General features: G+C 64.5%; 29 protein-coding genes. 6 read left to right on the top strand and 23 right to left on the bottom strand.

Translation table 11 applies throughout. From position 1 onward, the window contains the following. Positions 1 to 131: 131 nt before the first annotated feature. From ureG to ureC, 7 genes are all read right to left on the bottom strand, one after another. Positions 132 to 764, bottom strand: coding sequence for an urease accessory protein UreG (ureG, locus tag RFN28_RS19510; protein WP_320288943.1), 633 nt, complete (start codon positions 762 to 764; stop codon positions 132 to 134). Continuing rightward, positions 761 to 1,201 (bottom strand): DUF3995 domain-containing protein, encoded by a 441-nt coding sequence (locus tag RFN28_RS19505; protein ID WP_320288942.1) that lies wholly within the window; start codon positions 1,199 to 1,201, stop codon positions 761 to 763. Before RFN28_RS19505 ends, ureG begins: the two co-directional genes overlap by 4 nt. Continuing rightward, a complete protein-coding gene (locus RFN28_RS19500) occupies positions 1,198 to 1,899 on the bottom strand; it encodes an urease accessory protein UreF (protein ID WP_320288951.1) in 702 nt (233 codons plus the stop codon). The genes RFN28_RS19505 and RFN28_RS19500 overlap by 4 nt, the downstream gene beginning before the upstream one ends. Further along, positions 1,862 to 2,440 carry an urease accessory protein UreE gene (ureE, locus tag RFN28_RS19495; protein WP_320288941.1) on the bottom strand — a complete coding sequence of 193 codons (579 nt, stop codon included), beginning with the start codon at positions 2,438 to 2,440 and terminating at the stop codon, positions 1,862 to 1,864. Before ureE ends, RFN28_RS19500 begins: the two co-directional genes overlap by 38 nt. Beyond that, positions 2,437 to 3,042 (bottom strand): glutathione S-transferase family protein, encoded by a 606-nt coding sequence (locus RFN28_RS19490; RefSeq protein WP_320288940.1) that lies wholly within the window; start codon positions 3,040 to 3,042, stop codon positions 2,437 to 2,439. Before RFN28_RS19490 ends, ureE begins: the two co-directional genes overlap by 4 nt. Before the next feature lie 58 nt (positions 3,043 to 3,100). Then, positions 3,101 to 3,694 (bottom strand): hypothetical protein, encoded by a 594-nt coding sequence (locus tag RFN28_RS19485; RefSeq protein ID WP_320288939.1) that lies wholly within the window; start codon positions 3,692 to 3,694, stop codon positions 3,101 to 3,103. 93 nt (positions 3,695 to 3,787) lie between these two features. After that, positions 3,788 to 5,500, bottom strand: a complete 1,713-nt coding sequence (gene ureC / locus RFN28_RS19480) for an urease subunit alpha (RefSeq protein WP_430678411.1) — start codon at positions 5,498 to 5,500, stop codon at positions 3,788 to 3,790. A gap of 167 nt (positions 5,501 to 5,667) precedes the next feature. On the opposite strand from ureC, the gene RFN28_RS19475 reads away from it, so the two are divergent. Next, on the top strand, positions 5,668 to 6,042 hold the full coding sequence (locus tag RFN28_RS19475; RefSeq protein ID WP_320288938.1) for a hypothetical protein: 375 nt from the start codon (positions 5,668 to 5,670) through the stop codon (positions 6,040 to 6,042). Positions 6,043 to 6,168: 126 nt separating this feature from the next. Then, positions 6,169 to 6,663 (top strand): hypothetical protein, encoded by a 495-nt coding sequence (locus tag RFN28_RS19470; protein ID WP_320288937.1) that lies wholly within the window; start codon positions 6,169 to 6,171, stop codon positions 6,661 to 6,663. Between the two features lie 20 nt (positions 6,664 to 6,683). Here the strand turns inward: RFN28_RS19470 and RFN28_RS19465 are convergent, their stop codons facing one another. The 5 genes from RFN28_RS19465 to RFN28_RS19445 are packed head-to-tail and all read right to left on the bottom strand — an operon-like array spanning position 6,684 to position 9,065. Beyond that, positions 6,684 to 6,989 (bottom strand): urease subunit beta, encoded by a 306-nt coding sequence (locus RFN28_RS19465; protein WP_128163277.1) that lies wholly within the window; start codon positions 6,987 to 6,989, stop codon positions 6,684 to 6,686. Positions 6,990 to 6,997: 8 nt separating this feature from the next. Then, on the bottom strand, positions 6,998 to 7,591 hold the full coding sequence (locus RFN28_RS19460; RefSeq protein WP_320288936.1) for a HupE/UreJ family protein: 594 nt from the start codon (positions 7,589 to 7,591) through the stop codon (positions 6,998 to 7,000). A 26-nt stretch (positions 7,592 to 7,617) separates the two neighbouring features. Then, a complete protein-coding gene (locus RFN28_RS19455) occupies positions 7,618 to 7,872 on the bottom strand; it encodes a DUF1272 domain-containing protein (RefSeq protein ID WP_320288935.1) in 255 nt (84 codons plus the stop codon). A gap of 10 nt (positions 7,873 to 7,882) precedes the next feature. Beyond that, entirely contained in the window at positions 7,883 to 8,185 is a 303-nt protein-coding gene (locus tag RFN28_RS19450) for an urease subunit gamma (protein ID WP_040975088.1), read from the bottom strand. 22 nt (positions 8,186 to 8,207) lie between these two features. After that, entirely contained in the window at positions 8,208 to 9,065 is an 858-nt protein-coding gene (locus tag RFN28_RS19445; RefSeq protein WP_430678416.1) for an urease accessory protein UreD, read from the bottom strand. Positions 9,066 to 9,260: 195 nt separating this feature from the next. Between RFN28_RS19445 and RFN28_RS19440 the strand changes: the two genes are divergently transcribed. The 3 genes from RFN28_RS19440 (at position 9,261) to RFN28_RS19430 (ending at position 11,599) form a co-directional block, all read left to right on the top strand. Beyond that, a complete protein-coding gene (locus tag RFN28_RS19440) occupies positions 9,261 to 9,515 on the top strand; it encodes an acyl carrier protein (protein ID WP_040975089.1) in 255 nt (84 codons plus the stop codon). Positions 9,516 to 9,519: 4 nt separating this feature from the next. Beyond that, positions 9,520 to 10,728 carry a beta-ketoacyl-[acyl-carrier-protein] synthase family protein gene (locus RFN28_RS19435; RefSeq protein WP_320288933.1) on the top strand — a complete coding sequence of 403 codons (1,209 nt, stop codon included), beginning with the start codon at positions 9,520 to 9,522 and terminating at the stop codon, positions 10,726 to 10,728. Positions 10,729 to 10,894: 166 nt separating this feature from the next. After that, a complete protein-coding gene (locus RFN28_RS19430) occupies positions 10,895 to 11,599 on the top strand; it encodes a glutathione S-transferase family protein (RefSeq protein ID WP_320288932.1) in 705 nt (234 codons plus the stop codon). Positions 11,600 to 11,604: 5 nt separating this feature from the next. On the opposite strand, the gene RFN28_RS19425 is transcribed toward RFN28_RS19430, so the two are convergent. The 3 genes from RFN28_RS19425 to RFN28_RS19415 form a co-directional block, all read right to left on the bottom strand. Then, positions 11,605 to 11,910 (bottom strand): hypothetical protein, encoded by a 306-nt coding sequence (locus RFN28_RS19425; protein ID WP_320288931.1) that lies wholly within the window; start codon positions 11,908 to 11,910, stop codon positions 11,605 to 11,607. 149 nt (positions 11,911 to 12,059) lie between these two features. Then, positions 12,060 to 12,671 carry a nucleoside triphosphate hydrolase gene (locus RFN28_RS19420; protein ID WP_320288930.1) on the bottom strand — a complete coding sequence of 204 codons (612 nt, stop codon included), beginning with the start codon at positions 12,669 to 12,671 and terminating at the stop codon, positions 12,060 to 12,062. A gap of 130 nt (positions 12,672 to 12,801) precedes the next feature. Next, positions 12,802 to 13,692 (bottom strand): LysR family transcriptional regulator, encoded by an 891-nt coding sequence (locus RFN28_RS19415; RefSeq protein ID WP_320288929.1) that lies wholly within the window; start codon positions 13,690 to 13,692, stop codon positions 12,802 to 12,804. Between the two features lie 96 nt (positions 13,693 to 13,788). Here RFN28_RS19415 and RFN28_RS19410 point away from each other — a divergent pair, with 96 nt between their 5' ends. Next, positions 13,789 to 14,784: an aldo/keto reductase gene (locus RFN28_RS19410; RefSeq protein ID WP_320288928.1), complete on the top strand. Its 996-nt coding sequence runs from the start codon at positions 13,789 to 13,791 to the stop codon at positions 14,782 to 14,784. Between the two features lie 256 nt (positions 14,785 to 15,040). On the opposite strand, the gene RFN28_RS19405 is transcribed toward RFN28_RS19410, so the two are convergent. The 8 genes from RFN28_RS19405 to infC form a co-directional block, all read right to left on the bottom strand. Then, on the bottom strand, positions 15,041 to 15,643 hold the full coding sequence (locus RFN28_RS19405; RefSeq protein ID WP_320288927.1) for a nucleotidyltransferase family protein: 603 nt from the start codon (positions 15,641 to 15,643) through the stop codon (positions 15,041 to 15,043). Between the two features lie 39 nt (positions 15,644 to 15,682). After that, positions 15,683 to 18,091, bottom strand: coding sequence for a phenylalanine--tRNA ligase subunit beta (pheT, locus tag RFN28_RS19400; protein WP_320288926.1), 2,409 nt, complete (start codon positions 18,089 to 18,091; stop codon positions 15,683 to 15,685). Beyond that, a complete protein-coding gene (locus RFN28_RS19395; RefSeq protein ID WP_320288925.1) occupies positions 18,088 to 18,540 on the bottom strand; it encodes a GFA family protein in 453 nt (150 codons plus the stop codon). Before RFN28_RS19395 ends, pheT begins: the two co-directional genes overlap by 4 nt. Next, positions 18,537 to 19,622 (bottom strand): phenylalanine--tRNA ligase subunit alpha, encoded by a 1,086-nt coding sequence (gene pheS, locus RFN28_RS19390; RefSeq protein WP_320288924.1) that lies wholly within the window; start codon positions 19,620 to 19,622, stop codon positions 18,537 to 18,539. Before pheS ends, RFN28_RS19395 begins: the two co-directional genes overlap by 4 nt. A gap of 96 nt (positions 19,623 to 19,718) precedes the next feature. After that, positions 19,719 to 20,120 (bottom strand): 50S ribosomal protein L20, encoded by a 402-nt coding sequence (gene rplT / locus RFN28_RS19385; RefSeq protein ID WP_071100686.1) that lies wholly within the window; start codon positions 20,118 to 20,120, stop codon positions 19,719 to 19,721. Between the two features lie 94 nt (positions 20,121 to 20,214). After that, the gene (rpmI, locus tag RFN28_RS19380) at positions 20,215 to 20,418 is read right to left on the bottom strand and encodes a 50S ribosomal protein L35 (RefSeq protein ID WP_027166935.1); all 204 of its coding nucleotides are present in this window, start codon (positions 20,416 to 20,418) and stop codon (positions 20,215 to 20,217) included. Between the two features lie 182 nt (positions 20,419 to 20,600). Further along, entirely contained in the window at positions 20,601 to 21,248 is a 648-nt protein-coding gene (locus RFN28_RS19375; RefSeq protein ID WP_320288923.1) for a methyltransferase family protein, read from the bottom strand. Between the two features lie 95 nt (positions 21,249 to 21,343). Continuing rightward, positions 21,344 to 21,880 (bottom strand): translation initiation factor IF-3, encoded by a 537-nt coding sequence (gene infC, locus RFN28_RS19370; protein WP_320288949.1) that lies wholly within the window; start codon positions 21,878 to 21,880, stop codon positions 21,344 to 21,346. Between the last annotated feature and the right edge of the window lie 209 nt (positions 21,881 to 22,089).

The following is a 22,089-nucleotide window of genomic DNA, read 5'->3' as shown; positions in this document are numbered from 1 at the left end:
CTTTCTTCGCTTGGGGCTCGGCTCGGGCACTCCCCGAAGCAACCCCCGTTTGCTTAACAGCTGCAAAGACTAAGGGCGGGCCGCCGCTCAGACCACGGTCATAACGTCTAGTGGGGCAGACGACCGGTAGATCAGGCCGCAGGCCGCGCCGATTGCAGCCCGCCATGCTCGACGATGAAGTCGACCACCTCCTGCAGGCCTTTGCCGCGCGACAGATCGGTGAAGCCAAATGGCCGCTTGCCGCGCATGCGGGCGGCGTCCGCCTCCATGATTTCGAGGTTGACGTTCACATAGGGCGCCAGATCGCTCTTGTTGATGATCAGGAAATCGGAGCGGGTGATGGCCGGGCCGCCTTTGCGCGGGATGTCCTCGCCCTGGCAGACCGAGATGACATAGAGGGTCAAATCGGCAAGGTCCGGCGAAAAGGTGGCGGCAAGATTGTCACCGCCGGACTCGATGAAGACGATGTCGAGATCCGGGAATTTTTTGTTCAGCTCGGCGATCGCCCGAAGATTGATCGAGGCGTCCTCGCGGATGGCCGTGTGCGGGCAGCCGCCGGTCTCGACGCCGACGATGCGTTCCTCCGGCAGCGCCTGCAGGCGGGCCAGCATCAAGGCGTCTTCCTTGGTGTAGATGTCGTTGGTGACGACGGCGATCGAGAACCGGTCGCGCAGCGCCTTGCAGAGTTTTTCGGTGAGCGTCGTCTTGCCGGAGCCGACGGGGCCGCCGATGCCGATGCGAAGAGGTCCGTTGGGTTGGGTCATGCCGGAAACTCCGAGATTGCAAGGACTGCAAAGCCCAGCCCGATCAACAGGCAGAGCGGCGAATAGAGCCGCTGGTCGAGCCGGGCAAAAGGCTGCTCCGGCGTCAGCCCGCGCCACCAGGGCGTGAAGCCGGCAATGCCGCGGCCGAGGAAAACGAGGCCGATCATCAACGCGGTGGCGGCAAGGCCCTCCCTGGGGAAGGGCGAGGCAAAGACGCCTTCAAGTGCCAGCGGCCATAGTGTAGCGAGTGCCAGGCATGCGGCAACGGCAAAGCTCGCGACGGGCGAGGGCATTTCCTCGACGCCGCGAAAGCCGACGACGGCGCGGGCGCAGGATTTTGCGTCCTTTCCCGGCCAGATGCCGCCTAAGCCCCAATATACATGCAGCGTGGTGATCAGGAGCAGGACGAGGGAAAGGACGACGGCAAGAACGATCATGAGCGGAACAGACGCGAATATTGGGTTTCGTGCTTCATCGCGACGATGTCGGACATGAAGGCGGAGCCGCCGAGATCGTCGAGCGAGGCATTGGCGGCGCGACCAGCCGTTACCAGCGCCAAAGGCTCAAAGCCGGCTAACAATGCAGTGGCGTCACCCTGGCCAACGACCCCTAGCCTGATCGCGGCCTGGACGAGATTGGAGAAGAAGGCCTGCAGGAAGGCGGCTAGTGCCTCCGCGAGGTCGATGCCGTGGCTGCCGGCAATGGCGCCGACGGCGACGCAATAGGCGCAATCGGCAGGCAGCCGCTCCAGCGCGGGACAGGGCCAGGCGGAGGCGGCCTTCAGAAAGGCGGCACCCTGCAGCTTGGTTTCCATGTGGCGCTCCTGGGAGCCGGCAAGCGCCTCGGCAAGCGCTGCAACCTCCGTGAGATCGCCGCCGTCGCGCGCGCGCCGCCAGCTTTCGGTAAACAATACCGCATCGTTCCAGCCCGAGCCCATCTCGATCAGCGTCTCCAGCCAGCCGGCAAGATCTTTGCTGTCGGCGATCAGCCCGTCATGCACGGCGCGTTCGAGACCATGGCTGTAGGAGAAGCCGCCGACCGGAAAGGATGGCGACAGCCAGGCCATCAGGCGCAGCAGCGCTATGCCGGGCGCCTGGTCAGTCATGGTGATGGTGGTGGCCATGGTCGTGGTCATGATGTTCATGCGAGTGATCATGATCGTGATGGTCGTGGCCATGATGATCATGCGCATGGCCGTGGTCGTGGCCATGGCCGGAATAGGCGCCGCGCACCGGACTGAACGGTTCCAGCACCTCGCTGACCGTGGCGCCGAGCCCTTCCAGCATCGCCTTGATGACGTGGTCGCGCAGGATCAGGATGCGGTCCGCCTCGATGCTTGCCGCGAGATGACGGTTGCCGATATGCCAGGCGAGCTCGGTCAGATGCACGGCGTCGCGGGCGCGGATGTCATAGACCTCTTCCGGCGCGGCGACGATCTCGAGCTGGCGGCCATCTTCCAGCACGAGCCGGTCGCCATTGCTCAACGCCACCGGCTCGGGCAGGTCGACCAGAACCTTGCCCCCGCCCGCCGTCTCGATGGCGCGGCGGCGCAGATGCCGCTCGTCATGGGCAAGCACCGCCTTGTCATAGGCTGCGGCCGCGCCCGCCTCGCTGGCCCGGAGCACCGAGACGGCGCGCGGAAATTTGGTGAAATCGGTGCGGATATCGAGCTTCATTTGAAGGCTCCTCCATTAGCTTGCGCGCGGGCACGGGCTGGGCGCTGCAGAACACGATCGAAATAGGCATTGACCCGATCGGAGTCGATCGGGAACCTGCCGCTCCGCGCCCAGCCGCCGATGTCGCCGAGCAGAACGTCGACGGCTGAAAAGCGGCCGCCGAGCGCGAAGGGCTTGTCGCCGAGCCGGCGGTCCAGCGCCTTCACTTCGGAAGCGAAGTCATGCGCGGCTGCAGGGCCGACGTCGACGCGCACCTCCTTGGGCAACAAGAAGCGATGGCGCAGCTTGTTCCACAGCGGCGCTTCCAGCTCGCTCAGGGCGAAATGCATCCACGAATCGATCTCGGCGCGGCCGGCGAGGCCGGGACTGGCGCCCATGCCCTTATCGGCATGCTTATCCGCCAGATAAACGCAGATCGCCGCCGAATCCGTGATCTTCAGCTCGCCGTCGATCAGGACCGGCACCTTGCCGGAGGGGTTCAGCGCATAGGCCTCGGGCGAGCGCAGCTTGACCTCGACGAACTCATAAGGCTGCGCGAGCTCCTCGAGCATCCACAGCACGCGGCTGACGCGGGAGCCTCGCGATCCGACGGCCTTGTACATGGTTGAACCCTGCCTTTTCCTCGACCCTAAACCATCCAACCTGTTGGCCCAATGCCGCTCAGACGATGGTGTCGAAGAGCCGCAGGATGAAGGATATCTGGTAGATGAGGGCGGTGGCGACGAAGGCGATGTGGAAGCGCCGGTCGCGCACCAGGATCGCGACCAGGCAAAGCGCCACGAATACCGGCGTGCGGATCAGATATTCGTTGCCGAACCGGGCGAAATGCTCCGGACCTTTGAGCAGCGTGTCGATGATGTCGAGCAGGTAGGTGGCGCCAAGCAGGCCGAAGAACCAGGCGCGCCGCGAATAGAAGTAATCCTCGTAGCTGGTGTAATCGAGCATCGAATCCGGAAACAGCAGCGCGCAGAGGAGGAAGAGCGTGATGGCGTAGAAGATGATGAAAAGGTACTTGCCGAAGGTCCACGACTGGAGAGCGTAGAGTCCGAACTCCCACCACCAGAAATGCACCAGCATAAGGAGAACCGAGCCGACCCAGGCGAGATGCACGGCATAGAGCCGGTACTGGCCGGGATGCTGGACGATGCGGGCGAGCCCGGACAGCAGCCGGGTAACGCCAAGGCCGATCACCATGCCCATGACGATGCGGATATGCGGAAAGATGTCGTGGGGAGAGGCGATTTCTGCTGCCATGGTTGTCCGCTATGCAGTTGCTCAACCGCATAGTGCAGGGTCCACACTCCAGCCGCAACGGAATTTGCCCGTTCACCGGAAGGCGTAATCGGCCTAAAAGAGAAAATACCTCTGCGCCATCGGCAGCACGGTCGCCGGCTCGCAGGTCAACAGCTCGCCGTCGGCGCGAACCTCATAGGTTTCAGGGTCGACCTCGACATGCGGCGTGGTGTCGTTGAGCACCATGGAATGCTTGCCGATACCGCCGCGCGTGTTCTCGACCGCGACCATAGCCTTGTCCACGCCCAGCCTGCCCTGCAGGCCGGCATCCAAGGCGGCCTTCGAGACAAAAGTCACCGAGGAATTGGTCAGCGCCTTGCCATAGGCGCCGAACATCGGCCGGTAATGCATCGGCTGCGGCGTCGGGATCGAGGCGTTGGGATCGCCCATCGGGGCGGCGGCGATGGTGCCGCCGACCAGCACCATCTCCGGCTTGACGCCGAAGAAGGCCGGGTTCCACAGCACCAGATCGGCGCGCTTGCCCACCGTCACCGAGCCGATCTCCTTCGACAGCCCGTGCGCGATCGCCGGGTTGATGGTGTATTTGGCGATGTAGCGGCTGACGCGGAAATTGTCGTTGTCGCCGGTTTCCTCAGGCAGCGCGCCGCGCTGGCGCTTCATCTTGTCGGCCGTCTGCCAGCAGCGGATCGCCACCTCGCCGACGCGGCCCATGGCCTGGCTGTCGGAGGAGATGATCGAGAAGGCGCCGATGTCGTGCAGGATGTCCTCGGCCGCGATCGTCTCCTTGCGGATGCGGCTTTCGGCGAAGGCGATGTCCTCCGGGATCGACGGCGATAGATGATGGCAAACCATCAGCATGTCGAGATGCTCGGCCAGTGTGTTCACGGTGTAGGGCCGGGTCGGATTGGTCGATGACGGCAACACGTTGGGCAGGCCACAGACCTTGATGATGTCGGGCGCATGGCCGCCACCGGCACCCTCCGTATGAAAGGCGTGGATCGTGCGGCCCTTGAACGCCGCAACGGTATTCTCCACGAAGCCCGATTCGTTCAGCGTGTCGGTGTGGATCATCACCTGCACGTCGTAGTCGTCGGCGACCGACAGGCAGCAGTCGATCGCGGCCGGCGTCGTGCCCCAGTCTTCATGCAGCTTCAGCGAACAGGCGCCGGCGAGCACCATTTCTTCAAGCGCCGCCGGCCGGGATGCATTGCCCTTGCCGGACAGACCGATATTCATCGGAAAAGCATCGAAAGACTGGATCATGCGCGCCATGTGCCAGGGGCCGGGCGTGCAGGTGGTGGCCAAGGTGCCGTGCGCCGGGCCGGTGCCGCCGCCGAGCATGGTGGTGATGCCGCTCATCAGCGCTTCCTCGATCTGCTGCGGGCAGATGAAATGGATATGCGCGTCGAAGCCGCCGGCGGTGAGTATCTTGCCTTCGCCAGCGATGATCTCGGTGCCCGGACCGATGACGATGGTGACGCCATCCTGCGTGTCCGGATTGCCGGCCTTGCCTATTGCCGCGATGCGGCCGTCTTTCAGGCCGATATCGGCCTTGACGATGCCGGTGAGCGCATCGACGACCAGCGCGTTGGTAATCACCGTGTCGACGGCACCCTCAGCCCGCGCGACCTGGCTCTGGCCCATGCCGTCGCGGATGACCTTGCCGCCGCCGAATTTCACCTCCTCGCCATGGACGGTGAAATCCTTCTCGACCTCGATGAAGAGTTCTGTGTCGGCGAGCCGCACCTTGTCGCCGACCGTTGGGCCGTACATCTGCGCATAGGCGACACGGGTAATTCTGGCCATCAGCGATTGCTCCCGAAAGTAAGTTTGATTGGGCGTGGGGCGCACATTGTCGCCATCCAATGGTCACGCAATGACCCGCTCAGCGACACTTTGCGTTCCCATTTGGCGGGTGAGGTAACCGAGTCAGCCCAAAACGACCGTTCGCCAAACCGATGGAAGGAATATCCATGCGCAAGACGATAGTTTTCGCCGCCGCCACCTTGATTCTGGCGGGTGCGGCCAGCGCCCAGCAGCAGACCGCGCCCCAGCCCAGCCCAGCCCCGGCGACGCCTGCTCCGGCCACGCCCAAATCCCAGACGCCGACGATCGAAAGCGTCAGCATCGTCGATATCACGGAATTGCCGAAAGACACGCAGACGCAGGTCAACCAGATCGTGGCGCAACGCGGCGACGCCGGCCTGCAGACATTGCGCAAATCGATCGACGCGACGCCAAAGGTGAAGTCCGCGCTCGAAGCCAAGGGAATGAGCTCGGCGCAAGTGATCGCGGCCAGCCTGCAGCCCAATGGCGCGCTGACCCTGATCACCAAGAAGGCGAGCTAAGGCGGTAAAAGAACCTGAAGAGCGCCGGCGGGCCGGGCCCGCCGGCGGCAAGCTGGAGGGAACCTCGGCACGACAAGGGACGTTTCGCTTTTTTCGCCCCGCCACAAATTCAGTCAGGAGCGAGTGATGGCGGACGCCCTGCGCGTCAAAATCTCCATACCTTCTGCGGCCTTGGCCACGGCTCTCGCGGCGGCTGTCCCGTATGCTGCATTCCCGGCGCAGCCTCTGGAGGGCAACAAGCCTGGTGCGATGATCGTCGATTCGGATATCCGACAGGAAGAAGTTCTGTCGAAGACGGAGGCCGGTAGAGTCATCACGGCGATCGATCGCACGCGCGACAATATCGGCACCGTGCGCAAGACGACCAAGCTCGATACCGTCGATATCGTGTTCCTGACGGATGCCGCCCGCAGCGAAGGCGGACCGCCGCCGGCGATCGAGAACAAGGTGAAGCAGCATCAGGATGACGTGACGGAATTGCGCCAGGAGATCGAGGCGAATGCGCTGCTTTTCAATGCCATCGATTCGCGGCGCGTGCTCGCCGATGACGTGCTCGCGGTCGAATTCGACAATCCGGGCAAGATCGTCATCTACGCGGCCGCCAAGCCTCCTCCGAAGTGAGTAGAGCGCGCCGCCGGACCTCACAGCTTGCCCATGACCTTCTGCTGGAATCCATAGACCTCGCGCTTGCCGCCGAGCGGCACGAGCGTCACGTCGCGTTCCTGCCCGGGCTCGAAGCGCATCGCGGTGCCGGCGGCGATGTCGAGCCGCATGCCGCGGGCACGTTCGCGGTCGAATTTCAGCCCTTCGTTGGTCTCGAAGAAATGATAGTGGCTGCCGACCTGGATCGGTCGGTCGCCGCTGTTGGCGACCTTGAGCGTCACCGTCGGCAGGCCCTTGTTCAGCTCGATCTCGCCCTTTGCGGTGATCACTTCGCCCGGGATCATGACGCGCCTCACAGCAAGCCGAAGGCGAGGCCGACGCTGACCGCCGCGCAGGCAGCACCTGCGGCTCGTGCCAGGCCGCGGAAGCGCAGCCCAAGCCCGAGAGCGGCCGCGATGCCTGCGGCATGAAGAAGCGCCGTCGCAACGGCAAAGCCCGCCACATATTCCAGCCCACCGGCATTCTCCGGCACTTCGGTGCCATGCGCGTGGCCGTGGAACAAGGCGAACACGCCGATGATGGCGAGCCCGGCCGAGATCGGCAGGTCGACCGCCAGCGCTACCAGCAGTCCAACCACCACGACGGAGGCGAGGATGCCTGGCTCGACGAAAGGCACCGGCACATGCAGCATGGCGAGCGCTGCGCCCGCGAGCATCACGCCGACAAAAGCGAGCGGCCAGGCCCATGCCGCCCTGCCGCCCTTCATCGCCGCCCACAGGCCGACGGCGATCATGACCGTAATATGGTCAAGGCCGGACAACGGATGCATGAAGCCGGCCGTGAAGGAAGAGGCCGTGCCAATGCCGACATGGGCATAGGCGGGCATCGCCGCGGCCAGGAACAGGAATGCGGCGAGAGCGGTGCGTTTCGTTGAAGCGGAGATCATGGGTCTGCCTTCCAATCTAGCAATGATCACGCGGCTTTGCGCGCGCCGCAGCCCTCGGCCTTGAGCACGCGCTTTGTCGAGGCCGGATATTTCTTCAGCATTGCCGCCGGCCGGATCGGCCGCGGTGCGAAATTGCCGCCACAGTTCGGGCAAACGCCGCCAAGCACGTTTTCCGCGCAGTCAGCGCAAAAAGTGCATTCGAAGGTGCAGATCAGCGCATCCTCAGCCTCCGGCGGCAGATCCTTGTCGCAGCATTCGCAATTGGGCCTGAGTTCCAGCATCGGTTGCTCCTCACCGGATCGGTTCATGCACGGTCACCAGCTTGGTGCCGTCTGGGAAGGTCGCCTCGACCTGGACGTCGTGGATCATCTCGGCAATGCCGTCCATGACTTGCGCCCGGGTGACGACATGCGCGCCGGCCTCCATCAGCTCGGCCACCGAGCGGCCGTCGCGGGCGCCTTCGACGACGAAGTCGGTGATCAGCGCGATCGCCTCGGGGTGGTTGAGCTTGACTCCGCGCTCCAGCCGCTTGCGCGCCACCATCGCCGCCATGGCGATGAGCAGCTTGTCCTTTTCACGCGGCGTCAGATTCATGCGTTCTTCCCGGTATTCGAGATCAGAGTGACCATAATTTTGGCAGGCCCGCCCGTCCGTTGAGCAGTTCGACAAGCGGAACCAGCCGCTTGCGGAGCTGGTAGCCGTCGCCGGCGGTGAGCCTCGCAAGAAGCTTGCCAGATTGCCCGACGCTCCAGAAGCTGGCGCCGCCCGAATCCCCGATGCCGGGCTCACCAATGACCGCGCGGGCCGTGTCCAGCAAGGTTTCCGCGCGCGGCGAGACCAGGAGCAGCGTCGCGATGGCGAGCGCGCCGCCGGCCACCGCCGGACGCTGGAGCCTGGCTGCGATGTCCGGCCCGATGCGAAAATCCTCGGCATGGATGAGCTTGCCATCCTGGCGGACCCGCCAGCGATCGTGGAAACTGCCGTCGACCGTTTGTTCGCCCATCGCCAGCCGGCCGAACAGTGTCGCCTCCAGGAGCAGCGCCTCCGCGCCCGCCGCAAGCTCCACATCCAGCGTGCGGGCGAAGGCCGCACGGTCGAAAACGATGGTTTCCTGCGGCAGCCAAGCGATGCGGCCGTTGGCGCAGACGGTGAGGCTGACGTTCGTCTCGGCCCGGTCGGAAGCGGCGCGATAGATCTTCTCGCAGGCCTGGGTGGTGATCGATGCCGATGCGCCCTCGCCGACCTCGATGTCCCAGCCAAGCCGGTCGCCGCCGGTCAATCCGCCGGCCGTGTTGATCAGCACGGCCTCGAGCGGGTCGCCTTGCACCGCCGGCATGCGAATCTTGGCCGATCCGTCCTGATAGAGGCGCCGAAGCCGGGTCCGGCCGCCGCTCCTGCCGCAGAAAAGCCTGGCTCGCGCGGCAACACGCTGGGCGGCAGGCGGGGGAACCAGGGTATCGTCGATCATGTCCACGGCGCCAACGTTAAGCACTCCGGCGGCTTTGTCGATATATAGCTTGTTGCTTGACATCGTTTCGGTTTCTATAGAGTGAGCCACCCTGGAGCGATCACGCGATGCCTGGCGAGGTAGGGGCGACGACGTTTGTGAATCCGGGGACCAAGGGGCGCTGATCAGTTGGCGTCGGAAAACGACAGGGGAAGGAACCGAATGGCTGACCAGCTGACCACCGAAATCATCGAAAAGATCAAGGCGCATGCCGAACCCGGCGGCGAGGAAATCACGCCGAGCACGGATCTCAACACGCTGGGCATCCATTCGCTGGAACTGACCGAGATCATCTTCGATCTCGAGGAAAAATACGGCATCGAGATCGAGATGAACACGGTCGACGCCTGGAGCAACCTCAAGAACGTCGGCGACATGGTCGAGGCGGTTCGCGAACTGATCGCGAAAAAAGCCTGACTGCATGCTGAAGCGCGTCGTCATCACCGGCATTGGCGGGATATGCGGGCTCGGCAACGATGCGCCGGCGATATGGGACGCCATGCGCTCCGGCCGGTCGGCGATCGGCCCGATCGACAATCCTTCCCTGCATGACCTGAAAGTCAAGGTTGGCTGCGAAATCAAGGAGTTGCCCGATCACGGTATCGACCGCAAGCAAGTTGTGTCGATGGACCGTTTCAGCCTGCTGGCGGTGATTGCGGCGCGCGAGGCGATGCGGCAGTCCGGGCTGGTCGCGCATGCCGACAACACCTACCGGATGGGCGCCGTCGTCGGCATCGGCGTCGCCGGCTTCGAGACGATCGAGGAAAACTACCGCGCCATCCTTCTCGAAGGGCGCAATCGTGCGGCGATCTTCACGGTGCCGAAGGTGATGCCGGGCGCGGCCGCCGGCCAGGTCAGCATGACTCTCGGCCTGCGCGGCCCGGTGTTCGGCGTCACCTCCGCCTGCTCTTCGGCCAACCATGCCATTGCTAGCGCCGTCGACCAGATCAGGCTCGGCCGCGCCGACGTCATGGTCGCCGGCGGCACCGAAGCGCCGTTGGTCTGGGGCGTGCTCAAGGGCTGGGAGGCGCTGAGGGTGCTTTCGCCCGACACCTGCCGGCCGTTCTCGGCCGACCGCCAGGGCCTGTCGCTCGGCGAAGGCGCCGGCATGGCGGTGCTGGAAAGCTATGACCACGCCGTGGCGCGCGGCGCCACCATCCTGGCCGAGATCGCCGGCTCGGGCGTCTCGGCCGACGCTTCCGACATCGTCGCGCCGACGATCGAGGGGCCGGAAGCGGCGATGCGCTTCTGCCTGGTGGATGCCGGGCTCAATCCCGAGGATGTCGACTATCTCAACGCGCATGGCACCGGCACCAAGGCCAACGACCAGATCGAGACGGCGGCGATCAAGCGCGTCTTCGGCGAGCATGCGCGCGCGCTCTCCGTCTCCTCGACCAAGTCGATGCATGCGCATTGCCTCGGCGCGTCGGGCGGGCTGGAGATGATCGCCTGCGTCATGGCGATCCGCGAAGGCATCGTGCCGCCGACTGCCAATTTCCGCGAGCCCGATCCCGAATGCGACCTCGACGTGACGCCCAACGTGGCGCGCGAGCGCAAGGTGCGGGTGGCGCTCAGCAACAGCTTCGCCTTCGGCGGCACCAATGCGGTGCTGGCCTTCAAGGCGATCTGATACAACCGCCGGGCAGCCCGCTTTCCGTCTTAGCGGGTCGCTTTGGTTGACTCTTCGTGCACGGCAAGCCGATTGCCGGCATGTTGATCCTGGCGGATCACGATCCTAATTCTTGCCCACCCGCCACGGGCGCCATTCGGCGCCGATCCGCATCCGGAGCCCCCCGATGACCGACCTGTCCGCCTTTCCGATCGCCAAGCGCTGGCCGGCCAAGCACCCCGACCGCCTGCAGCTCTATTCCTCGCCGACGCCCAATGGCGTGAAGATCTCCATCGCGCTGGAGGAGATCGGCCTGGCCTACGAGCCACACTATGTCGATATCGGCAAGAACGAGAGCTGGACGCCGGAATTCCTGTCGCTCAACCCGAACGGCAAGATACCGGCGATCATCGATCCGAACGGACCCGGCGGAAAGCCGATCGGGCTGTTCGAATCCGGCGCCATCCTGCTCTATCTCAGCGACAAGACCGGCAAGCTCATCCCGGCCGACCCGATCCGGCGCTACGAGACGATCCAGTGGGTGTTCTTCCAGATGGCCGCGATCGGCCCGATCTTCGGGCAGGTCGGCTTCTTCAACAAATTCGCCGGGCGCGAGATCGCCGACAAGCGGCCGCTGGAGCGCTATCGCGACGAGTCACGGCGGCTGATCGGCGTGCTGGAAACGCGGCTGAAAGGCCGACGGTGGATCATGGATGACGACTATACCATCGCCGATGTCGCGACGCTCGGCTGGGTGCGAAACCTGATCGGCTTCTACGAAGCGCGCGACCTCGTCGGGTTCGACGATTTCCCGATCGTCGCGGCATGGCTGGAGCGCGGCCTCGCTCGGCCCGCCGTGCAGAGGGGCCTCACCATTCCGGCGAGGGGCTAAAAAATCTACTTCGTCTTGGCCTTGGTGCCCCGGCCGAGCACGGACGCGGCAAGCCGCGCGGTGGCTACCACCGCGCCGGTCGCCACGGTTGCCATGGTGCGGATCGGGCCTGACTTCGCCGCCGGCTTGTGAGGCTTGGCGGCCTTCGCGGCGACTTTGTGCGAAGCCCCAGGCACAACTTTCTTGGGCGCCGCCTTGCCGAAGCTCGGCTTGGCGTCCTTGGAACGCTCGGCCGTTGCCGGAGCGGCACCGGCTCTGGATTGATTAGCTCTGCTTCTGGCAGGCGCGGGTTTTCTGGTCTTGGTTGCCATCAGACGGTTCCCTGTTATTCGCGCAATTCCGGACGGAAAACCGTTACACCCCTTCCTGGAATTGCTTTAGCGCCGGACAATTCGGGATAGGGGCATAACGGTGCGAAACTCTTAAGGTTCCCGCCCAAAAATAGTGAAAATTGAGCAGGTTAACCAATCACCAGATCCGCCTCGCGGCGGCGCGCCAGCACGCGCTCTATGTTCGGCATGTCGTTGGAAGCGATCCACGCACGTGCGTCCTCGTCGGACTTGCCATGGCCGCGCCAACGCTCCATCAGGCGGCGCTCGAGCTCGTTGCGCGGCACATCGACGAAGATGGTGAAATCGAACAAGGGCGCCAGCCGTGACCACGGCTCCTCGTCGAGCAGCAGATAGTTGCCTTCGACCAGGATGAACTTGGTGTCGGCGGAAATGATCGCGGCCGCGGCGCGCGACAATTCCATGCTGCGGTCGAAGACCGGGATGGCAATGTCCGGCTCGCCGGAGCGGATGCGCTTCAAAAGCGTCTCGAAGCCGGCAAAGTCGAAGGTTTCCGGCGCGCCCTTGCGCGCGCGCAGGCCGCGCTGGTTGAGCACGATGTCGTCATAGTGGAAGCCGTCCATCGGCACGACTTCCGACGTGCCTTCCGGCAGCAATTCATGCAGCCTGCCGGACAGTAGCGACTTGCCGGAGCCGGGCGGGCCGGCGATGGCGACGATGAAGCGCTTGGCCTTGCCGGCGCGCTTGAAGATGGCGGCTGTTATATGGGCAATCTCGGACATAGGCGCCTTTCCGCGTAGCGATTTCGGCCCGCATCTTGGCGGCGAATAACGGAAATTTCAAATCGCGATCACGCAAAGGCGGCGGCCAGTTGTGCTCCCAAAACCGCTGCCCACTTTTAGGCGACATGCATTAGCCTGTGACCCTGAAGAAATCGACGAAAGCCCTGAGCGACGGCCGCATCTGGCGGCGGCTCGGATAGTAGACGAAGAAGCCGTCGAAGGACGGACACCAGTCCTCCAGCACGCGGATCAGCCGGCCGTCGGCGAGCGGCGCCCGGACATAGGGCTCGAAGACGAAGGCGAGACCGGCGCCGTCGACTGCCGCCTGGGCGATCAGGTGATCTTCGTCGAGGATCAGCGGCCCTTGCGCGGCGATTTCTATTTCCTCGCCGTCCTTTTCGAACTCCCAGCGGTAAAGGATGCCGCTGGAGAAACGGAAGCGGATACAGCGGTGATCGGCCAAATCGCGCGGATGGCGAGGTTTCGGCATCGCCTCGAAATAGGACGGCGCGCCGACGACGGCACCGCGAAGGTCGGGCCCGATGCGCACCGCGATCATGTCGCGCTGCAGGCTTTCGCCGAGCCGCACACCGGCGTCGAAGCCGCCTTCGACCACATCGGTGAAGCGGTCCTCGATGACGATCTCCAGCACAATGTCGGGATAGGCGGCGGCGAAGGCGCCGAGCCTGGGCGTGAGGGTCAGGTGCGCGGCCGTCCGCGGCACGGTGAGCCGCAGATTGCCGGCCGGCCGGTCGCGCGCCTCGACGGCCGTTTCCAGCGCGAGGTCGATCTCGGACAATGCCGGCCGCAGCCGCTCTAACAGCTGTGCGCCTTCCTCGGTCGGCGCGACGCTACGCGTGCTGCGCGCCAAGAGCCGCACGCCAAGCCGGGCTTCGAGGCTCGATACCGCATGGCTCACCGCCGAAGGCGCGATGCCGAGCTCGCGCGCGGCGCCGCGGAAGCTGGCGCATTGGGCGACGGTGGCGAGCACGGCGAGTTGGGAAAGGTTGGTTCGGCTCATTGATCTATTTTATAGAACGAGCCGTGCAAAAGAGACAGAATTATCGAACGCATTGCGAGGCGATATCTCTCCCTCACCGCAACAAGGAGATGCGCCATGCAAACCCGCAAACTTGGAACTGAACTCGAAGTCTTCCCCGTCGGCCTCGGCTGCATGGGCATGACCTTCGGCTATGGCGGCCAGCCGGAGACCGAGGCGATCGCCACGCTGCGCCGCGCCGTCGAGATCGGAGTCAACTTCTTCGACACGGCCGAGGTCTACGGGCCCTATGAGAACGAGATCCTGCTCGGCAAGGCGCTGAAGCCGGTGCGTGACAAGGTGACGATCGCCACCAAATTCGGCTTCAAGATCGCCGAGGAGGGCTCGGGCACCGAGCGCATGGTCGGCGTCGACAGCCGCCCCGAGCATGTCAAGGCAGTGGCCGAAGCCTCGCTGAAGCGGCTGGGCACCGATGTCATCGACCTTTATTACCAGCACCGCGTCGACCCGAACGTGCCGATCGAGGACACCGTCGGCGCCATGGCCGAATTGGTGCGCGAGGGCAAGGTCCGCGCCCTCGGCCTTTCGGAAGCAAGTGCGGCGACCATCCGGCGGGCGCATGCCGTGCATCCGATCGCCGCCGTGCAGAGCGAATACTCTCTGTGGAGCCGCGACCCGGAAGACGAGGTCTTTGCCGTCTGCCGCGAGCTCGGCATCGGTTTTGTACCCTACAGCCCGCTCGGCCGCGGCCTGCTCACCGGCACGATCGCCAAGCCGGATGTGCTCGGCGCCGGCGACTGGCGCCTCGGCCTGCCGCGCTTCCAGGCCGAAGCCATGGAAGCCAACAACGCCGTCATCGCTGTGCTGGAGAAGATGGCGGAGGAAAAGGGCGTGACGCCGGCGCAGATGGCGCTCGCCTGGGTGCTGCACCAGGGCGATTTCATCGTGCCGATCCCCGGCGCGCGGAAAATCCGCCACCTGGAGCAGAACACGGCGGCCGCTGCGATCAAGCTGAGCGCCGCCGAGGTCGCCGCGATCGGCGACGCGCTGTCGCCCGACAAGGTGGTCGGCAAGCGCTACACCGAGGATCTGCTGGCGCTGGTGAATGGGTGAGCGGCGGTCGAGGAGGGGCGCTTCGGCGCCCCTTTTTGACTAGCGCGGTGCGATGCAAAGTGTTGTGAGACCTCGGCGCGAGGCACCCCCCTCTGGCCTGCCGGCCATCTCCCCCGCAAGGGGCGAGATCGGATATCGCCGCTGCTTTCGCCAATCACCAACGTTACAGGAAGAGCGCCACCGATGAAGCTGCTAATCTCCCCCTTGAGGGGGAGATGCCCGGTAGGGCAAAGGGGGTGCCTCGCGCCCACATCTCCTACCAAGGCACTACCGTGATCTCCGGCCAAGTCTCCCTCGCCCGTAACCCCTTCGCCTCATGCGTCCGCCGATTGTCCAGCGACCTATTCGGCGTGATCCGGAACGAGAAGATGTCGTCCAACCCAAACGGCGCTACCAATTCAAGCTGTCCATCGCGGCCGTACCGCACCCCGACCGCGTGCGTCTTCGAGGCAAAATAGCTGACGGATTCGCTCGAGCTCACATAGCGCGGGCATTCCTGCCCGAACTTCGTCGGATACCACAGATGCACGCGCGCCTGGTTGCGCACCTCGACCGGCAGCGCCAACCCCTCGAAATGCGCCTCCGCCCGGCGGATCACCGCATCCTCGGCCTCATAGGAGAGGTCGGCGTCGTCGAAATAGAACAGGTCGACATCCTTGATGCCGTAGCCCGGCGGCTTGCCGGTCAGATGGTTCCAGACGCTGTTGTAGAGCGCGCCGGAAACCAGCAGCCAGTCCGGCAGCGCAAGTTCACGCACCCGCGCCAGCGTTTCAGCCAGCAGCGGGTCGGCCGCGACGATGGCGAGGAAGGCCGCGCGCTGCTGTTCGAACGGAAGGCCCGAGTAGCGGAGATGGTGCATCGCCCTTTGAAGGGCGATTCGCCACCTGCCGGCAATCCACTAAGTGCGCAGCACGCCGCCCGTCTGCTTCCTGACGTTCTCGACGATGCGCTTTGCGAGCGCCTCGAAATCCTCGTCGGTCAGCGTCTTTTCGACCGGCTGGATCGAGACCTCGATCGCGATCGACTTCTTGGCGGCGCCGAGCGAGGCGCCCTCGAAGACGTCGAACACCGACACGCCAGTGACCAGCTTCTTGTCGGCGGCGAGCGCCGCGCGCACCAGCGTGCCGGCCTCGACCGATTTGTCGATGACGAAGGCGAAGTCGCGCTTCACCGCCTGGAAGGGCGAAAGCTCCAGCTTCGGCTTGGTGCGCGTCGGCTTGGCCTTGGGCTCCGGCACGGCATCGACATAGACCTCGAAGCCACAGAAAGGGCCGGAAACGTCGAGCGTAGCAAGCGTCTTCGGGTGGAATTCGCCGAAGGTGCCGAGCACCGTCTTCGGTCCGAGCTTGATCGTGCCGGAGCGGCCGGGATGGTACCAGGCCGGGCCGCCGGGCTCGATCTGCAGCCGGTCGACCGGCGCGCCGCAGGCTTCCAGCGCCGCGATCGCGTCGGCCTTGGCATCGAACACGCCGACCGGTTCGGAATTGCCGGCCCAGCTGCGGCCGGAGCCGTCGAGCTTCGCCGTGCCGCGCCGCACGCCGGCGGCCGCACGCCGCTGCTGTTCCGGCGCGTCTCCCTCGTAGATGCCGGAGACCTCAAACAGCGCCACATCGCCGATGCCTCGGTCGGCATTGCGCTGTGCGGCAGCAATCAGCCCCGGCAGCAGCGAAGGCCGCATGTCGGACATATCGGCGGCGATCGGATTGGCGAGCTTGAGCCCGGTCTGGCCGCCGCCGAACAGTTCGGCGTGCCTAGCCGGGATGAACGACCAGGTGACGGCCTCCATCATACCGCGCACGGCAAGCGCGCGCTTGGCCGCGCGGGTGCGCACCTGAAGCGTGGTCAGGATCTTGCCGTTGACGGCGTCATGCGAGGTCAGCGGCTGCGGCGCTATGTTGTCGACGCCGTGGATGCGCATCACCTCCTCGACCAGATCCGCCTTGCCGTCGATATCCGGCCGCCACGACGGCACCTTCACCTTGACAATGTCGCCCGAGCCCTGCGGCTCGAAGCCGAGCCGGGTGAGGATGCCGAGCGCTTCTTCTTTCGGCACCTCGATGCCGGTCAGCCGCTTCACTTCCGAGATCGGGAAAGACACGATCATCGGCTTGTGACCGGCATAACCGGCGACCTCGATCTCGCTCGGCGTGCCGCCGCAGAAGTCGAGCACCAGCTTGGTCGCCAGTTCGACGCCCGGCACCATGAACTCGGGGTCGACGCCGCGCTCGAAGCGGTAGCGCGCATCGCTGATGATACCGAGCGTGCGGCCGGTGCGGGCGGTGGTGATCGGATCCCAAAGCGCGGATTCGATCAGCACGTCGGTGGTATTCTCATCGCAGCCCGAATGCTCGCCGCCCATGATCCCGGCGATCGATTCGACGCCGTTGTCGTCGGCGATCACGCACATTTCCGGCGTCAGCGTGTATTCGCGGCCGTCGAGAGCCAGTACCTTCTCGCCATCCTTGGCGCGGCGCACCACGAGGTTGCCGGCAACCTTGTTGGCGTCGAAGACATGCAGCGGCCGGCCGCGGTCGAAGGTGACGTAGTTGGTGATGTCGACCAGCGCGCTGATCGGCCGAAGCCCGATCGCAATCAGCCGCTGCTGCAGCCATTTCGGCGACGGGCCGTTCTTCACGCTCCGCACCAGCGTCAGCGCGAAGCCGGGGCAAAGTTCCGGCGCCTCGATCGTGACCTTGACCGGGCACAGGCCGTTGCCGGCATGCGGCATGATCGCCCCGCCCACCAGGCGGCCGAGGCCGCTCGCCGCGAGATCGCGCGCGATGCCGTAGACGCTGGTCGCATCCGGCCGGTTCGGCGTCAGATTGATTTCGATCACCGGATCGTCGAGATGCGCGTAGGCCGCGAAGCTGGTGCCGACCGGCGCGTCCTCAGGCAGGTCGATGATGCCGCTATGCTCGTCCGAAAGCTGCAGCTCGCGCTCGGAGCACATCATGCCATGGCTCTCGACGCCGCGGATCTTGCCGACCGAGAGCGTCACGTCGATGCCGGGAATGTAGGTGCCGGGCGCGGCAAAAGCGCCGATCAGGCCCGCGCGGGCATTCGGCGCGCCGCACACCACCTGAACCGGCGGATTGCCGTCGCCGGTGTCGACGGTGAGCACGCGCAGCCGGTCGGCGTCGGGATGCTGGACCGCGGTCAGCACCTTGGCGATGACGAAGGGCTTCAGGCCCGCCTTGTCGTCGACATGCTCGACTTCGAGGCCGATGGCGGTCAGCCGCTCGACGATCTCGGCAAGCGAGGCCTCGGTCTCGAGATGGTCCTTGAGCCAGGAGAGGGTGAATTTCATGACTTTGTTCCGTCTGGTCTTTGCCTGTCCGGTCTTTGCTTGTCCGGTCTGGGCACGCTGGTTCTGAGATGGCGCGGCAAGTCGTCCGGCATATGCAGGAATGGAAGCTGCTCGCGCACGTGCGCATGTAGCGTCGGCCGGAAATAGGCCGGCATGTCCATGGCGCCGAGCATGAAATAGATCTGGTTGGCGAGCCGCTCGTCGGTATAGGCGATCGGCGAGCCGCAGATGCCGCAAAACGATCGCTCCACCGGGCCGTTCCGGTAGGCCTTCAGCGATTTGCCATCGAGCGTGATCTGATCGGCCATGAAGCCGACGAAGGCCGACACCGGCGCGCCGCTCGCGCGCCGGCAGTCGCTGCAATGGCAATAGCTGATATGGTGCGGCTCGACCGACGCCTCGAACCGCACCGCGCCACAGCGGCAGCCCCCGGTGTGGGGAGCGGTCATGTCGAGAGTCCCCCGAACAGCGTCGGCAGGTCGAGCGGCCGGAAGCCGTAATGCGTAAGCCAGCGCACGTCGGCGTCGAAGAAGGCGCGCAGGTCCGGCATGCCGTATTTCAGCATGGCGATGCGGTCGATGCCCATGCCCCAGGCAAAGCCCTGGTACTCGTCGGGGTCGAGCCCGCCGTAACGCATCACGTTGGGATGCACCATGCCGCAGCCCAGGATCTCCATCCAGTCGGAGCCTTCGCCGAAGCGCACTTCGCCGGGCCGCGAGCGGTCGCACTGGATGTCGACCTCGAGGCTGGGCTCGGTGAACGGGAAGAAGGACGGACGGAAGCGCATCTTGACGCTCGGCACCTCGAAGAAGGCCTTGCAGAACTCCTCCAGCACCCACTTCATGTTGGCGATGTTGGCGGTTTTGTCGATCACCAGCCCCTCGACCTGATGGAACATCGGCGAGTGCGTGGCGTCCGAATCCTGCCGGTACGTCTTGCCGGGGATGACGATACGGATCGGCGGCTTCTGCTGCTCCATGGTGCGGATCTGCACGGGCGAGGTATGCGTGCGCAACAGCTTGCGCTCCCCCTTCTCGTCCGGCTGGAAGAAGAAGGTGTCGTGCATCTCGCGCGCTGGGTGGCCTTCCGGGAAATTCAGCGCCGTGAAGTTGTAATGGTCTGTCTCGATGTCCGGACCTTCGGCGATCGAGAAGCCGAGATCGCCGAAGATCGCCGCGATCTCGTCGATCACCTGGCTGATCGGATGGATGCGGCCGCGCTCGGCCGGCGACTGGCGCACCGGCAGCGTCACGTCGACCGTCTCGGCCGCGAGGCGAGCGGCGATCGCCACGTCCTTCAGCTCCGCCTTGCGCGCCGTCAGCGCCTCGGTGACGCGGTTCTTGAGCCCGTTGATCGCCGGACCTTTGACCTGCCGTTCCTCGGGGCTCATGGCGCCAAGCGTCTTCAGCATTTCGGAGACCGAGCCCTTCTTGCCCAGCGCCGAGACGCGCACCGCCTCGATCGCCTGCTCGTCGGCCGCCGCCGCGATGTCGGCCATCAGGGAATTTTCGAGAGTTTCCATGTCGCTCATGTTCCGGACCCGAGTGGAAGCAAAGAAAAACCCGCGCCAGCCCTGCCAGCGCGGGTTTCCCAAATCAAGTGTCGAATATGCTTGGGAAGGCGCTGGTTAGGCTACAGCGCTCTCAAAAGCATTCGGCGTGGTGTTCTTCAGATATTCGAGCGCGACCTTGGCCTTGGCCACCAAGGCGGCGAAAGCCTGTGGCTCATGGATGGCCATGTCCGAAAGGATCTTGCGGTCGATCTCGATGCCGGCCTTGTTGAGGCCGTCGATGAAGCGGCCATAGGTCAGGCCGTGCTCGTGCACCGCCGCATTGATGCGCTGGATCCACAGCGCGCGGAACGAGCGCTTGCGATTCTTGCGGTCGCGATAGGCATACTGCAGCGACTTCTCCACCGCCTGCTTGGCGATGCGGATGGTGTTCTTGCGGCGGCCGTAGAAGCCCTTGGCGGCTTTCAGGACCTTCTTGTGCTTGGCGTGGGCGGTGACGCCTCTCTTTACGCGTGCCATGTCATGATCTCCTTAAAAGCAATTCCAGGAAAAGTGTTCAGCGGTTTTCCGTTCGGAATTGCGTAAAAACAAAAGCTGTTCCGGACCGAAATGCTTAGAGGCCGTTCGGCAGAAAATTCTTGATGACCTTCTTGCCGTCCGGTTCAGCCAGAACCATCGTGCCGCGGGCATCGCGAATGAACTTGTTGGAACGCTTGATCATGCCGTGGCGCTTGCCGGCGGCAGCCGACAGCACCTTGCCGGTGGCAGTAATCTTGAACCGCTTCTTGGCGGCCGATTTGGTCTTCATCTTGGGCATTTTGCTTATCCTTTCATGGTGGCCCAAAATCGGGCCGATATCGCTTCGGGCCGACCAAAGCCCGAAAAGCAAATGAAACCGCCACGGCATGCCCTGCCGGGCGGTTTTCTTGGAACGGCGGTCCTATAGATCAAAGAGCGCCCATGCGCAACACCTCAGACGATGCGGCCCTCTGTCCTCGGTCAGGGCAGCGTGAACCACACCGGCAGCATTCCCGACTGCTGCGCGCCGTCGATCAATTCGAAGGCCGGCAGCGCCACAAGGAACACCAGCCCGTCGAGCAGCGTGTTCAAGAGCAGGCGCGGCTTGAAGCTGCCGGTGTCGCCTTCCTGGTAGAGCGAGAGCTTTGGAAAGAAGCGCGGCACGCGCGCCAGATAGGCTTCGTAGGGGGCGCCGAGCACCTGCTTGAGATATTTCTCCTCGCGCAGGATGACGATGTGGAAGGCGCCGGCGCACAGAGCAGCGAAGAGGACGATCCCGGTGAACGAGCCGATCTGCGCGCCGACGCCGGCTGCGGCCACCGTCGAGAACACATAGAGCGGGTTGCGGGTGATCGAATAAGGTCCGCCGGTGACGACTTCGGAGGACTTGCGCCCACCGATATAGAGCGTCGCCCACAGCCGCCCGACGATGCCGAGGAAGATTAGCAGCACGCCGAACATCTCGATCGACTCGTGGACCGGCGTGCCCGGCGGGAAGGTCGATTGGCCGAAGAGCAGCGCCGCGAACAGCACCGCGATCAGCACCGCAAGCACCAGCCTGCGCATCTGCTGGTAGCCGCCAAGACCTTCTGGTTGCCTGGCAGGCGGAGACTTCACTTCATTGACCATGACGAGAACCGATCGCCGAGAGTTGAGAGCGATCGGATCGTTAACAGGCGCCCCGCCGATCGTCGGGACGCCTTGCACCATGATTTTGGCGGATTTTAGCGGGGCGCCAGCACCATCATCATCTGGCGGCCTTCGAGCTTCGGCTCGGCCTCGACCTTGGCGATCGGCGCCACTTCCTCGCGCACCTTGTTCAGGAGCTGCATGCCGAGCTCCATATGCGCCATCTCGCGGCCGCGGAAGCGCAGCGTCAGCTTGACCTTGTCGCCGTCCTCGAAGAAGCGCCGCACGGCCTTCATCTTGGTCTCGTAGTCATGGCTGTCGATGTTCGGGCGCATCTTGATCTCCTTGATCTCGATGACCTTCTGGTTCTTGCGCGCTTCCGCCGCCTTCTTCTGGTTGGCGTATTTCAGCTTGCCGAGATCGAGGATCTTGACGACGGGCGGCTGCGCGTTGGGCGATATCTCGACGAGATCGAGCCCGGCCTCTTCGGCCAGCAACAGCGCTTCGTTGATGGAGACTTCGCCGCGGTTCTGGCCTTCGGCGTCGATAAGCTGGACCCGGGGAACCCGGATGTCTCGGTTGGAGCGCGGCCCGTCCTTGGTGGGTGCCGCTGCTTTGAAAGGTCTGCGAATGGTCGTGGTCTCCTCGGCCGTTTCGTTCAGGGTTTCTTTAGATTCAAATCCTTGGACGCGCGTATGTGGTGAGCGCGCGGCCGGAGTCAATAGCACAGCCTCGCCAGGAAATCACCTCAAAGCTTGCCCCTGAAGCCTGCCATCGCCTGCACCAAGCAAAGAAAGGTCGCGAGCACTTTTCCGAGCACCACAGGTTGTGCCAAAAGACC

Origin of the sequence: Mesorhizobium album (genome assembly GCF_033977205.1) — a bacterium.
In the GTDB taxonomy this organism is placed as follows: domain Bacteria; phylum Pseudomonadota; class Alphaproteobacteria; order Rhizobiales; family Rhizobiaceae; genus Mesorhizobium; species Mesorhizobium album.
Note: the sequence above shows the minus strand (reverse complement) of the source record. Positions and strands in the feature narration are given on the sequence as shown.